Here is a 13,235-nt window from a genome sequence, read left to right on the forward strand (position 1 = left end):
ATCTTGCCGTATGTGCCGCCTCACCATAATGAACAGGTTTCGTTCCTCGAAGAAGTTTGTCATGAAATCACCTGGCTTGTTAGTATTTTTAGATCGTCACAAATATCTGTTAGCGACGCTCATCACTGGTGCGAGTGTCAGTCTGTCTGCTTTAGCTGCCGGGGAGGCGATTGTCGCGCCAGATCTGCGTATCGCCAGCGAATTTGCCTGGAAACTGCATCCAGAAGCGGCAGCATTAGATGCTCGAGAAACACAAGCGCATGCGGCGCAAGAACTTGCTGCCAATTGGACACCTGAGCCTGGTGCAATTAGCGTGAGCAGTCGCAATGATAAACACAACAACAATCTTGGCCAGCAAGAATATGAAATCGAATTAGCAACGCCATTATGGCTACCAGGACAAAGAGCCGCCCGTAGCGCGGAAGCGACGACACGTGTCGATGAGGCACTGAGCAAACGTGCTGCCTTGCGCTGGGAAATAAGCGGCAACGTACGTGAAGCCTGGTGGAGTCTGGCCGCGGCACGCAATATGCAGGCACTCGCTGCGCGCCAGCTAGATACCGCCCGCGCACTCGATAGCGACATACAACGTCGCTACAAGATCGGAGATGTATCCCGCATCGACAGCAATCTGGCACGCACTGAGGTGCATGCAGCACAGGCTGAATTAATAGAAGCTGAAACAACATTACTCCAGGCAGAACAAGCATTCATCGCACTGACCGGAGCGAACCCGCCTTCAATTCTGAATCAAGAACAACTAACGACGCGCTCGAATCAGCGTAGCTTAGCCGATGCGCCATTGTCGCATCCGCTGCTTGCCAGGGCGGCCGGCGCTGTCAGCAGCGCGCTGGCGCGCGCCAGGGTGGCAGAGCAATCGCAACGAGCCGCACCCGAATTAGCCCTAAGAATGCAGCGAGAACGAAGTACCGCTGACCAACCTTATGCCAATAGTGTCGGAATTCGTATAAAAATTCGTTTTTCTTCCTCTGCCCAGAACCGTGAACAGAACGCTGTATCACTAGCGGAAAGCATGCAAGCTGAAGCCGAAATGTTGCAACTTAAAACTAAAGTGCAGCTCAACCTGGAACAACTTTTCAGACAACAGCAATCACAACAGCGCCAACTAGCCATCGCCGAACAAAGCCATGCTTTATCTCTGGACAATCTGCAACTGGCCGACAAAGCGTTTCAATTGGGTGAAACTGACTTGAGCAGCTTACTGCGCATACGCGCCGCCGCCTACCAGGCAGAAGCGCAACTACAACGCCAGCGTCTGGCAGACGCTGCTCTAATCTCAAAATTGAATCAAGCAATGGGAGTTTTACCATGAAGCAGATGTTCGCTATTTGTTTGCTTTGCCTGTCTTTGACCGTTTACGCGCATGGAGATGAGGATCACGCTGCCAAAGTGCCAGTGCTGACGCAAAGCGTCGCAACAAGGACATTTGCTGTCACCGAGGAATTTGAAGTGGTGGCGGTACTAGAAGAGAAAAAACTGATGATTTATCTCGATCGCTATGCTAGCAACGAGCCGGTACTCAAGGCGAAACTGGAAGTCGAAGGCGCGGGAGTGAAAGCCTATGCGAGCGAAACTAGCCCAGGGACGTATGTGCTTGATATGCCGCTACTGGCAGCCGGCAAGTATCCACTGACGATCACGCTAGAGGCTGGCGATATCAGCGATTTGTTAAGCCTTAATCTCGAGATTGCAACACCAGCCAATAGTGCCAGTCACGACAGTGGCTGGCACTATTGGCGAGTAGGGGGCGTCTGGGCGGCCTGGCTCAGCACCGTCTTACTACTGGCATGGATAGGCGTATTCGTCGCCCGCCGTCGAAAAAAAATTCTGGGAAGATAAACATGCAAAAAATTCAGCCTTCATTACGCCTCTTTCTGCTTGCACTGAATGCAATGTGCGCGTTGAGCTTGGTCGCAGTCCAGGCCAGCGCGCACGGTGACGAGGATCATAGTCAGGACAGCAAAAAAACTGTGGCCGCGGTTTCTGTTTCCAATAACTCTGACGCGATTTTGACGGCACCGCAAAGGCTGGCTGACAGTAGCCTGTTTATTCCGAAACAGGTACAGCGTCAGTTAGGCTTACGTACACAGGTGATCAGCATCAGCGCACTGGCGGCAACGCAAGAGCTGAACGGCAAAGTGATTGCCGATCCCGATACCGGCGGGCGAGTGCAGGCGGTGTCTGCTGGCAGCATTATGCCAGCGCCAAAAGGTATGCCATTATTGGGTCGAAAAGTCACCAAGGGCGAGCTATTGGCATATTTGCGTCCGATAGGCAGTGCCATTGAGCGCGGCAATCAACAAGCGCAACAGGCCGAGTTGGAGGCGCAGTTGAGCATCGCCAACCGCAAGCTGGCGCGCTACGAACAGCTAACCGGGGCGGTGCCACAAAAAGAAATCGAGGCGGCTCGCATAGAACGTGATGCCTACCAAAAGCGCCGTAACTTTGTCAGTGCCAGCATCCATGGTAATGAGCCCTTGCTGGCACCGGCCAGCGGCGTGATCAGCGTCAGTAATGTGGTGGCCGGCCAGGTGGTCGACGCCAGGGAAATTTTGTTTGAGATCGTCGATAGCAGCCGCTTGGCGGTAGAGGCGCTGGCCTACGATGCCAGTATTCCGGCAAACCTTATCTCCGCCACCGGATTGGCCGGCACCACCGTGCTGGAACTGAAATTTATAGGCAGCGGCGGCCAGTTGCGTGAGCAGGCCTTGCCAATGCTGTTTCGCATCCGCAGTACGCCAGCCATGGTGGCGGTTGGCCAGCCGCTTAAGATCATTGTCGCTACCGCGCAAGGCATCAAGGGTGCAGCATTGCCGCGTGCGGCACTGGTAAAAAATGCCGCGGGTGAAAACATGGTGTGGGTACATAGCGAGGCTGAACGTTTTGTTGCACGACGGGTACGTCAGCAATCTCTAGATGCTAGCCATATCGCCGTAACCGATGGCCTGCATGAAGGCGATCGCGTGGTAATTGCCGCTGCCAGTCTGCTCTCCGAGGTGCGTTGAGATGTTTGATTTCATTATCTATAGCAGTCTCAGGCAGCGCCTATTAGTTTTGGGCGTAGCGCTGTTCCTGATCATCTATGGTGTATTCACGGTACGTCAAATGCCGGTGGATGTGTTTCCTGATCTGAATAAACCGACGGTCACACTGATGACGGAAACTGGTGGCATGGCACCCGAAGAAGTCGAACAACTGATCACGTTTCCGATAGAAACTAGCATGAACGGCATGCCAGGTGTCAGTCGCGTGCGCTCAGTCTCAGGTGTCGGCTTGTCCATCGTGTATGTGGAGTTTGAGTGGAATTCGGATATTTATCGCAACCGTCAGCAAATCGCCGAGCGCCTCAATCTAGTGCGCGAAGCTCTGCCGCCCGGTATCGTACCGCAGCTCGGGCCTATTTCGTCCATCATGGGCGAGATACTACTGATCGCCTTGCCGGCAGATCCGGACAAAGTAAGCCCGATGGCGGTACGCGAATACGCTGACTGGGTGGTGCGACCAAGACTGCTGACCATTCCCGGTGTGGCACAGGTGATCGCAATCGGTGGCGAAGTGCGACAATATCGTGTGGAACTGCGTCCTGAGCAATTGCAAAGTCTGGGAGTCGAGCGCGAGAAGTTAGAAGCGGCTTTACGCGATTTCGGCGCCAACACCAGCGGCGGTTTTCTGGAGGCGCAGGGCCGTGAATACCTGATACGCCAAATCGGTCGTAGCTCCCGCATAGAAGATTTGCAGAACCTGGTCGTAACCGTGAAACACGGCCAGCCCATACTGTTAAAGCAGGTGGCCGATGTTAAGATTGCGGCGGCGATCAAGCGTGGTGACGGCAGCTATAACGGCAAGCCGGCAGTCGTCTTGTCGGTCCAAAAACAGCCTTCCGGAGATAGCGTGAAGATCACGCGTGAGGTCGAAAAAGCAATCGCAGAGTTAGATAAGAGCCGCCCCAAGGACATGGAAAAACCGTCCTTCCTGTTCAAGCAGGCCGATTTTATTGAGCATTCGATCAACAACGTAGTGGAAGCCTTGCGTGATGGCGGCATCCTGGTCGCAGTGATTTTATTTCTATTCTTGTTAAACGTGCGCACTACTCTGATTTCCTTGATGGCGATACCCTTATCTCTGCTGGCTACAGCGCTGGTATTTCGCTATTTCGGTTTATCCATCAATACCATGACGTTGGGAGGATTGGCGATCGCGATCGGTGAACTAGTCGATGATGCGGTGGTCGGTGTAGAAAATGTCTTACGTAGATTGACACTGAATCGTCAGCAGGAGCAACCACTTCCGGTACTTGAGGTGATTGCCAAAGCAACGCTGGAAGTGCGTTCAGCCATTGTATATGCCACCATGATCATCGTTCTGGTGTTTGTGCCGCTGTTTGTCTTGCCCGGCATAGAAGGTCGCTTGTTCACTCCGCTGGGTCTTGCATACATCGTCTCGATTCTCGCTAGCATGATCGTTTCAGTAACAGTCACGCCAGTGATGGCGTATTTCCTGTTACCACAGATGAAGCAATTGCACGGCGGCGATAGTCCGTTGGTGGTCTACCTGAAACGTTGGGACACACGCTTGCTGCAATGGTCGTTTCCTCATGCCCGCCGCTTATTTACCGTAGCTGTGTTACTAGTTGTACTAGTCGCTGCCAGCGTGCCTTTCTTTCCACGAGCATTTTTACCGCCTTTTAATGAAGGCACGCTGACAATAAGCATCTTGCTCAATCCTGGCACCTCACTGACAGAATCCAACCGTATCGGCACACTGGCAGAACAACTGATAGCGCAAGTACCCGAGGTTATCCATCTAGGCCGGCGTACCGGTCGTGCCGAGCTCGATGAGCATGCCGAAGGCGTACATTCAACCGAAATGGATGTGGATCTGAAAGCCTCACAACGTAGCCGTGAAGATATCCTTAGTGACATCCGGCAGCGCCTTGCGACCTTGCCTGCGGTTTCCAATGTTGGGCAACCCATCTCACATAGACTCGATCATTTGCTGTCCGGTGTCAGAGCCCAGATAGCTCTAAAAATCTATGGCGACGACCTTGATACTCTGCGCGGTTTGTCGACAGATCTGCGCGATCGCCTGGCAAAAATACCTGGCGTGACTGACCTGCAAATTGAGAAACAAGTCTTGATACCGCAAATAAAAATTCGCCTAGACTATGAGCAGGCCGCACGGTACGGCGTAGCACCCGGCAATCTATTGCGCGGTCTGGAACAAATGATAGACGGCGAGCGCATTACTCAAATCATCGAGGGCAACCGTCGCTTTGATCTGCTGTTGCGTCTGCCAGAACAAGCGCGCAGCCCGCAAGCGTTGGCGAATTTACTGATAGAAACGCCGGGGGGATATGTACCACTTTCCAAAGTGGCCAGCATAGAAGAGAGCGAGGGGCCAAATCAGGTCAGCCGCGAAAATTCGCGCCGCCGCATCGTGCTATCGGCCAATACAGACGGTCGTGATATGTCGAAAGTGATCGCCGATATCCGTGCAGAACTGGCCGCCCAGCCTTTGCCGCAAGGCTATTTCAGTGCACTGGAAGGGCAGTTTCAGGCGCAGGAACAGTCGGCCCGCCTGATTGCCTTGCTGACGTTGATTTCGCTGACGATGATTTTTATGGTGCTGTACAGCCGTTACCGCTCGATGGCGCTAAGCTTCATTATTATGGGAAACATCCCGCTAGCGCTAGTAGGTAGCGTGATCGCGCTGTGGATTTCCGGCCAGCCGCTATCGGTAGCGGCTCTGGTAGGCTTCATTACCCTGACCGGTATTGCTACCCGTAACGGCATACTCAAGATCAGCCACTACATCAATCTGTGCGCCTTCGAAGGTGAAACTTTCGGACAAAAGATGATAGTGCGCGGTTCCTTGGAACGCCTGACGCCAGTCTTGATGACGGCACTGGTGGCGGCTTTTGCCTTGCTACCGTTATTGATGGCGGCAGATGCGCCGGGTAAGGAAGTCTTGCATCCGGTAGCTGTGGTAATTTTTGGTGGTTTGGTCAGTTCTACCTTACTTGATACTTTGCTCACACCACTGATGTTTTGGCTGTGGGGTGAAAAACCTTTGCAGCAATTGTTAGTTAACCGCAGTATCGAGAGTTTTTAAAATCTGTTTATAGTTAAAACGTTTACTCCGATAATCGAAATTTTTTCTAGAGGACGCAACATGACTTCACTCGCAAAATCGCTGACTAAAGTATTTAGTCTCTCCGCTGTCGCGCTTACACTTATCACCAACGTAACGCCGGTATTGGCGCACGACGACGCCTACCTTGATACCTTGAAATCTGCCAACGGCGGTCAACTACGTATGGCCGGCATCTATCATTTTGAATTAGTGATGGTGAAGGACAGTAAAGAAGTGAAAGACAATCAAATTTTGGTCTATGTAACCGATCATGGCGGCACAAAAATCACCACCACGGGGGCGACTGCAACTGCCACTATCCTAGCTGGTAAAGTCAAGACCACAGCAAACCTGGTAGCCGATGGCGAAAACCGCTTGAAGGGAGTGGCAAAATACGCATCCGGGGCAGACGCAAAAGTAGTGTTGTCAGTCAATATGGCCGGAAAAAGTACGGAGCAGGCGCGCTTTACACCGTTTACGTTACCGAAAGACGAACATGTGGATCACAAACATTAAAGTATCGCCTTCTTCTCACGCTGTCCTTGAGCTACCAAGAAGGTGTAGTGCGAAAATGTGCGTGCGATTTTGAATCTGGATTGTGTAAAAATTCAGCGTAGAAAATGCTACTGCACTGTTCAAAAACGTTAGCATCTTTATTCTTTGAGCTTGATTGTATTCACCGATTCTTACCCTAAAATGAAATAGGGATTTCCTTAATTTTAGAGTGCGTCATGAACACTTTCCGGTTTCAATTTTTTACTCTCTTCCTAATGGCGCTGATCTGCACGGGATGTAGCTCACTGTTGCCACGCTCTACGCAAACCAATGAGCTGCCCTGGAGTAGCTATGAACAAGCACAACAAATTTTTGACAGTATTACGCCAGAAAAAACGACCTTAGACGAATTACATCAATTAGGGATACGTCCTGAGCGCACGCCAAATGTCTCTTTGCTCAATCACACCGATGTCATGCGCCGACTCGCCATCACCGCCAATCTAGATTTACAGTTTTTACCGCCACAAGTACGAAAATGCATAGCGTCGCATCACAGTTGCCACGCTTACGAAATCGAGCAAAAGCATCTGTATCACGAGAGACATGGCAACTTCTGGATGGATTTTTTGAACTTTCGACGTCAGACCAATACCGTAGGCTGGCAATTTGACGCTTTGATTATTATGCAAGATGAGCTGGTGGTCTACAAACTTTGGAGTGGCAAACCAAATATCCTGCAGCAAGAAGAAGAACGTAGCCCTTTAGGGCCCTTACAAGGGGTGGGAACGACACAATGGAGGCGTTGAAACAGGATTTAGTCTTTATTGTTCGAAGTTTCCCTTAGTCCCTTAGAATAAAAAAAAGCGTACCGTTTTGAGCAATACGCTTTATATATTCATAGTTCAAAAGAACTTATTTCATCCAAATTTTTTGATACTGTCCGCGAAAATCATTGGTGGGATCGAAGACATTTTTAGGTCCGCCATCGTAAGCAATATTTTGGTTTGTCACCAAATGTACTGGTGTCACATAGCCGCTGGGCTGAGCTCCGGAGAGTGCACGATTCATTTCATCGACCAATTGCCAGCCATGCATAAACAGCGGCTCCGGTACTGTGCCTATCTGCAAAGAGTTGGCACGTATCCGTTTATACGCGGTATTCGAGCCATCCCCGGCGGACAAGCCTTGCACCTTATTATTGGCGATGATGGCAGCGATTTCTGGCTTTTCCATCAAATCAAAATAGATATCATTGATACCGATCGCATGCGTCCATTTAGCACCATGGCGTTTCGCTAAAGACTCAACCACTTGATGCATTTTTTTGTAAGCTTCGGCAACCGGCACGTCCTCCACGCTCAACAAACGGCAACTTTCACATTGCTTAATCACTTCTACAATCGCATTTGATTTGGCGGTTGAATAGGGATTGGATGAATCGGTAAATACCACGATACCGGCTTTGCTATTCGATTCAACCACACCATACAGCGCCGCAATTTGTGCCGCTTCTTTGGGATTACTAGTGACGTTCGTGAACAAACCATCGACTGCGCCAGACTTAATGCTAGCGTGCCAACCAATGACGGGCACTTTAGCGGCAGCGGCAGCGGCCAAACCCTTGGCTTGGCTGACAGCATCAACGCCCGCCAGGATAATGCCGTTAGGTTTCATCTCCAACGCCTGACTGACAATCGCTGCACCCTGATTGCATCTGCCACGACAATCGATAAATAAGACTTCCCATCCGGCACCGGCGGTTGCCTCCTTGACGCCATTAAAAATCCCATAAATTCCCGCATCACTCATATCGGATGCGATATACACCAATTTCTTATTTTTCAGTAATTTAGGGCCCTCAACAGGTCCCTCCCAGCGCGTCTTGACTGCCGCTGCCTTCGCCACTTTGGCATTGGCGCGACTGAGGAATTGCATAGAATTCTCTTGAGCAATCGCGCTACCGACTAAACTAGACAAAATTAACAACACTGTTATGCACTTACCTGTAATAGCAGTCATGATTCCGGTTCTTCAGAGTGAAAATTTAGCGTATTGCACAAAAATGCTGCAGATACCCCCTAAGAATATGTAACTTTTTTTACATATTCGAAAATGATTATCACCGAAAATTGCCACGTGAAAATTAAAGTTTCATCCTCCCCCGTAAATCAACAAATATAATTCGAAATTGCGAACGAACACACGACTAAAAAATAGAAATAAGAATAAAATACAATCGAATATTTTGTTTTTAGTGGCAATCTTACGACATTACCGTATTTTATTTGACTATTTCCAGCTCACCTCACCCGAACCATGACGCTCTATACTGCGCTTGGCAGGATTGCCGTAAATAGTGGTATCACCGCTACCCATTGCTTTTACTTTAATCTCCTGTTCGGCAAACACACTGACATCGGACGACCCATACGCAAAGATGCCGACCTGTTGCGCCTTCAGGCCCTTCGCATCAAGATCACCAGACCCGGACAATTTGGCATTGAAGGTATTGACCTGTCCTTGTATGCGCGCATCACCTGAGCCTTGCTGATTAAGATCCAGCGTATTTCCCTTTTTAAGCACTAATACCAGGTCACCACTGCCACTAGTACGTGCCAGTAATTGCTGGAACTCGCCATCAAAACTTAAATTTCCAGAAGCATTCGAAGATAATTCAAGGCGGTTTCCACGAAAGCCCTTGACCTGGCTATCGCCGCTACCCTGCATTTGTAGTTTCTCCAAGGCAGGTAGGTTCAACTCAACCACCAAGGGTTGGCGAATCGAAATCACGATTCCACGCGTGCCCAAATACAGGGTGTTGCCTTCAACTCTAGAGGTAATATGCGCCAGCATCGAGGCATCTCCCTTCACCATCATTTGCGGTGAAGGCGACTGGTTTAAGTCGAGGTTAATCGCTCCGCTCAAGACAACGTTGACCACTTCAGCCGATATAGGCCGATGTTCACTGCTCGCTACCACGCCGGTATTCAATTGAGCCGCGTGGGCACGCATGAACAGCGCGCTTGCTGCGATAAGGATAATCGCCAAAATCAGCATGGCGGCGCCGCAACGAATGATGTTCTTCATGTCTATCTCCTAAAAATCGAGGAATCCCATTAAGCCTAGACCGCTCTAGGCAACTGCAATAGAGAAATATTCCATCGCAAATAATTCTTAAAACCGATGAAGCTGTACTTGGTCATGAGCAGACATAACATCCATAAGCAAATGCCTCCCAAAAGCCAGCCTATACCAGGTAGTAGCTGCGCCTGATTGAGATGGTTGCCTATACCTACATGCAATATCGAGTCCTCATCACGGTTGCCCGCAGCGATGTTCAGCTTGCCTAAGTCAGTTTCAAGATTGAGGTCATCCACCACGATACCCGCCGGGGAAATATCAACTAGGACACCAGATCTGTGCTGAGTATCGCCCTCAGTTAACTCTCCGGATAGAGCGAAGTGACGAGGAGTGGCGATGTCGAAGTTTATTTGCGGGGCACCAGATAAACTCGCTGCTGTGATGGCGATACCAGCCACGTACATGACCAGCGATCCGATATACGCAGAGAACAAGAGTGAGCTATAGATAATGGCGGGCAGTAGCAACAAAAAATTGAATACCAGAACACCCAGCAAGGCCACTAACAGGCTGGCAAGATTGCTAGGTCTGACGTTTTCTTTGAGAGCTTGATAGCGTAGTGCAGAACGTTTTTGCGCAGCAATCAAATGGGGCTTGGGCAAACTAGCGACGATCTCATTCTCGTCACGACCAGCGACCATGGCATCGACGAATTTAGCTTCATAGGACCAGAGAGTGTCTTCGATTACCTCTGAAGGTAGGCCTGACAGCTCTTGTTTGAGCATATTCATGTACTCAGTTTTGTTCATTTTGTCCCCTCATTGCCTGTGGGCGATGCCAAGTTGTATCGCATGTAGACACTGTAGATTTTTATGCGCAGGGAAACCAGTGCCAAGAGACAATGCGTAATTTACTGGGAATGGATGGCAAAAACGGAGGATGAACGACAGACTGACGGAGCGACTTAATCGTTAATCACTCAATACTGAGTCGATGCTAAGCGTTGATTGAGGTAGCACCTGTGGCAATACAATATGGATACTGAATACGGGTTGCATACCGCGCTTCGCTGAGGAGATCAAACAGCCACCGAGTGCCTCAGAGACCAAGGTATTCACAATATTCATGTCTAAACCGGAAGCAAGCTGGCCCAGTTTGGTGGTAAAAAATGGATCGAAGACTAGTGCCAGGTTGGCCTCTAAAATTCCCATAGCATTGTCTTTAAAATCCAGGCGGACCATATCTCCCAATGCGCGAACGAGGCTCGGGCGCAAATAGTGCTGGCATCCAAGCACAGTCTATTGCGGTAAGCCGGACGGCTATAAGTTTGCATCTTTCGCTGACCATGATTACTTGATGTTCGCGCACTCTTAAAAATCGAGCTTAAAATGCATACTCCTACCCAGTATTTTTGTATTGCGCATTATCTATATGCGTAATTGGCTACAAATTTACTAAATAATGGGGAGTATATCTATGTATCGATATCCGTCGGGGACGCAGCGAGAAAAATTGAGCCTCACGAGGCTATGCAAACTGCTTAGCTTTTCCAGCCTTCTATGTCAGCAATTGCGACTCATAAGCAATGCTCTCAGCTTTGGGGTTTTATCAGCATGCCGCGTCAATTACGGTGACGGATATCCGAGTCAGGTATACACAGAGACCCATCGTGAGCAGGCTGAAAAAAATTCTCTTTGAGCGTTATTTCAATTTTTTGTCGTGGCCTTTAGTGTCGCCAAAGAGTTGCCAAAAATCGCCAAACGCAGACATGAGTTGCCGTCCAACGTAAATTATTTGTGCCTCGTTTTATGTCCACCGAAAAAACCTGGACAGCGCCCTTCTCTAAACCCAGGCCTAGGCTTTTTCTATACGGTTACGTCCATTTTGTTTAGCACGATATAGGGCGCCATCGGCCCTCGTCATCATGCTTTTCAGGTCGTCACTGGCATGTACATGGGTAAGTCCAAAACTGGCGGTGACATGTAAATTTGGTGCCAGCGCATTCCAGTCGTAGCTTTGGATGGCTTTGCGTAGACGTTCACACACATCGATAGAACGACTGCCGCGCGCACGATCAAGTACCAAGGCAAACTCTTCACCACCGATACGTGCGGCCATATCGCCGGAACGCAGGCAAGTGCGGAATAATTTGCCAAAATGACGCAGCACTTCATCACCGATCAAATGCGAAAACGTATCGTTGACGTGCTTGAAATAATCGATGTCGATCAGGGCAAAAGTAATGATGCCGATATGCGTTACCGCCAATATTTCTAAGTGTTCGTCCAGCGCGCGTCGATTCGGTAAGCCAGTCAGACTATCCTCTCTCACCTGTACATTTAAGCTGCGATTATAGTTTTCTAGCTGATTGACTCTGGATTTATGGGTTTCGCTCTCTCTTTGCAACTTATCTAAATCGAGTTTAGCGGCAAAAATTTGTGCACTAATTTGCGCGCGCTGATCGCGCGACTTTAAAGTAACAAGGTGAAATTCTTTATGGATAGTCAGAGCAGTGGCGAAATTGCCTGCAACTTCATGCGCGGTCGATAGCGTCCTCAAAAGATCTGCCAGATGCGGATAATTGCCCAGTTGCCGCGCCAGCTCATACGCTTTACTGAGTCGCGCTATGGCAGGATTAAATTGATTGAGCTGCAATTCCAGAGCGCCCAGACGTACCTGTATATCTAATTCTTCCTTAATAAAACCATGCCCGCCTAACTTGGACATACCAAGCTCGAGTTCCTCCAATGCTACCGCAAACATCCCGCGCACTTCCATGGCATGCGCCAGCGTCTCTATGATGAGTAATTGTAAGCGGAATAATTTGTACTCTTCCGCCAAGGCTAATGCATGGCGGCCGTAGGAAATCGCCTCATCCAAACTCGCTACATCATGGCCAAACCCATTATCTCTAGAAAATTCATAAAAAATCGTTAGTGCGTCTGACCAATTGTTCAGCGCGCGCGCCAATCCAATTTGATCGGCATTCATTCGACAAAGGGTGGCCGCTTCTGCATAAATTGTCAGACTACGTTCAAACTGTTGGGTAACGACAAAGATCAGCCCCAGGGTCATCAGCACTTGGGCGAACATGCATTTATCGTCCAGGCTACGCCCAAGCTCGATTGCCATTTCACAATATTGCAATGCTGTATTGGCGTCGCCAAAAGTAATAAAGCTGCGCGCCAGACTATGCAAGACGTTCACCTTCAGATGAAGATCACCAGACTCTTCGGCATAGGCTAAAGCCGCTTCAAAATCGCGGATGCCATTCGGATCGTGCAGAGTGCTCCTGCAATTACCCAATTTACAGTAGAGGTCCCCCAAAACAGCGGCATCGTTAATCAGCTTTGCACGTGTTATCAATACCAGCAAGCGCTCACTAGCCGCCAAAGGCTGGCTGTCGATCAAGGCATCTACCTGCGTTATGGAGTTAGTCCAGTCGATTTCGCTGCTCATAGTGAGATAGGGATTGGTAAGATTGCTCGACGTGCCTACATCGA

Annotated in this window: 11 protein-coding genes; 6 read left to right on the plus strand and 5 right to left on the minus strand. The window is 49.6% G+C overall.

The genetic code is table 11. The features are described 5' to 3' along the window. Nucleotides 1-61 precede the first annotated feature (61 nt). The 6 genes from ACO0K8_RS19000 (at nucleotide 62) to ACO0K8_RS19025 (ending at nucleotide 7,457) form a co-directional block, all read left to right on the plus strand. Nucleotides 62-1,333: a TolC family protein gene (locus ACO0K8_RS19000; protein WP_422948220.1), complete on the plus strand. Its 1,272-nt coding sequence runs from the start codon at nucleotides 62-64 to the stop codon at nucleotides 1,331-1,333. Next, on the plus strand, nucleotides 1,330-1,860 hold the full coding sequence (locus ACO0K8_RS19005) for a hypothetical protein (RefSeq protein ID WP_422948221.1): 531 nt from the start codon (nucleotides 1,330-1,332) through the stop codon (nucleotides 1,858-1,860). The genes ACO0K8_RS19000 and ACO0K8_RS19005 overlap by 4 nt, the downstream gene beginning before the upstream one ends. Nucleotides 1,861-1,862: 2 nt before the next feature. Next, nucleotides 1,863-3,026, plus strand: coding sequence for an efflux RND transporter periplasmic adaptor subunit (locus ACO0K8_RS19010; protein WP_422948222.1), 1,164 nt, complete (start codon nucleotides 1,863-1,865; stop codon nucleotides 3,024-3,026). Nucleotide 3,027: 1 nt separating this feature from the next. After that, complete coding sequence (locus ACO0K8_RS19015) at nucleotides 3,028-6,132, plus strand: efflux RND transporter permease subunit (RefSeq protein ID WP_422948223.1); 3,105 nt, start codon at nucleotides 3,028-3,030, stop codon at nucleotides 6,130-6,132. A gap of 60 nt (nucleotides 6,133-6,192) precedes the next feature. Then, a complete protein-coding gene (locus ACO0K8_RS19020) occupies nucleotides 6,193-6,669 on the plus strand; it encodes a hypothetical protein (protein ID WP_422948224.1) in 477 nt (158 codons plus the stop codon). Between the two features lie 215 nt (nucleotides 6,670-6,884). Continuing rightward, entirely contained in the window at nucleotides 6,885-7,457 is a 573-nt protein-coding gene (locus ACO0K8_RS19025) for a hypothetical protein (RefSeq protein WP_422948225.1), read from the plus strand. 106 nt (nucleotides 7,458-7,563) lie between these two features. On the opposite strand, the gene ACO0K8_RS19030 is transcribed toward ACO0K8_RS19025, so the two are convergent. From ACO0K8_RS19030 to ACO0K8_RS19050, 5 genes are all read right to left on the minus strand, one after another. Then, on the minus strand, nucleotides 7,564-8,670 hold the full coding sequence (locus ACO0K8_RS19030) for a substrate-binding domain-containing protein (protein WP_422948226.1): 1,107 nt from the start codon (nucleotides 8,668-8,670) through the stop codon (nucleotides 7,564-7,566). 270 nt (nucleotides 8,671-8,940) lie between these two features. Continuing rightward, nucleotides 8,941-9,738, minus strand: a complete 798-nt coding sequence (locus tag ACO0K8_RS19035; protein WP_422948227.1) for a head GIN domain-containing protein — start codon at nucleotides 9,736-9,738, stop codon at nucleotides 8,941-8,943. A gap of 35 nt (nucleotides 9,739-9,773) precedes the next feature. Then, nucleotides 9,774-10,541, minus strand: coding sequence for a DUF1700 domain-containing protein (locus tag ACO0K8_RS19040; protein WP_422948228.1), 768 nt, complete (start codon nucleotides 10,539-10,541; stop codon nucleotides 9,774-9,776). A 162-nt stretch (nucleotides 10,542-10,703) separates the two neighbouring features. Next, nucleotides 10,704-10,973, minus strand: coding sequence for a hypothetical protein (locus ACO0K8_RS19045; protein WP_422948349.1), 270 nt, complete (start codon nucleotides 10,971-10,973; stop codon nucleotides 10,704-10,706). Nucleotides 10,974-11,586: 613 nt separating this feature from the next. Next, complete coding sequence (locus tag ACO0K8_RS19050) at nucleotides 11,587-13,191, minus strand: tetratricopeptide repeat-containing diguanylate cyclase (RefSeq protein ID WP_422948229.1); 1,605 nt, start codon at nucleotides 13,189-13,191, stop codon at nucleotides 11,587-11,589. Nucleotides 13,192-13,235 lie beyond the last annotated feature (44 nt).

It is taken from the genome of Undibacterium sp. Ren11W (assembly GCF_049340485.1).
Classification (GTDB): Bacteria; Pseudomonadota; Gammaproteobacteria; order Burkholderiales; family Burkholderiaceae_D; genus Undibacterium.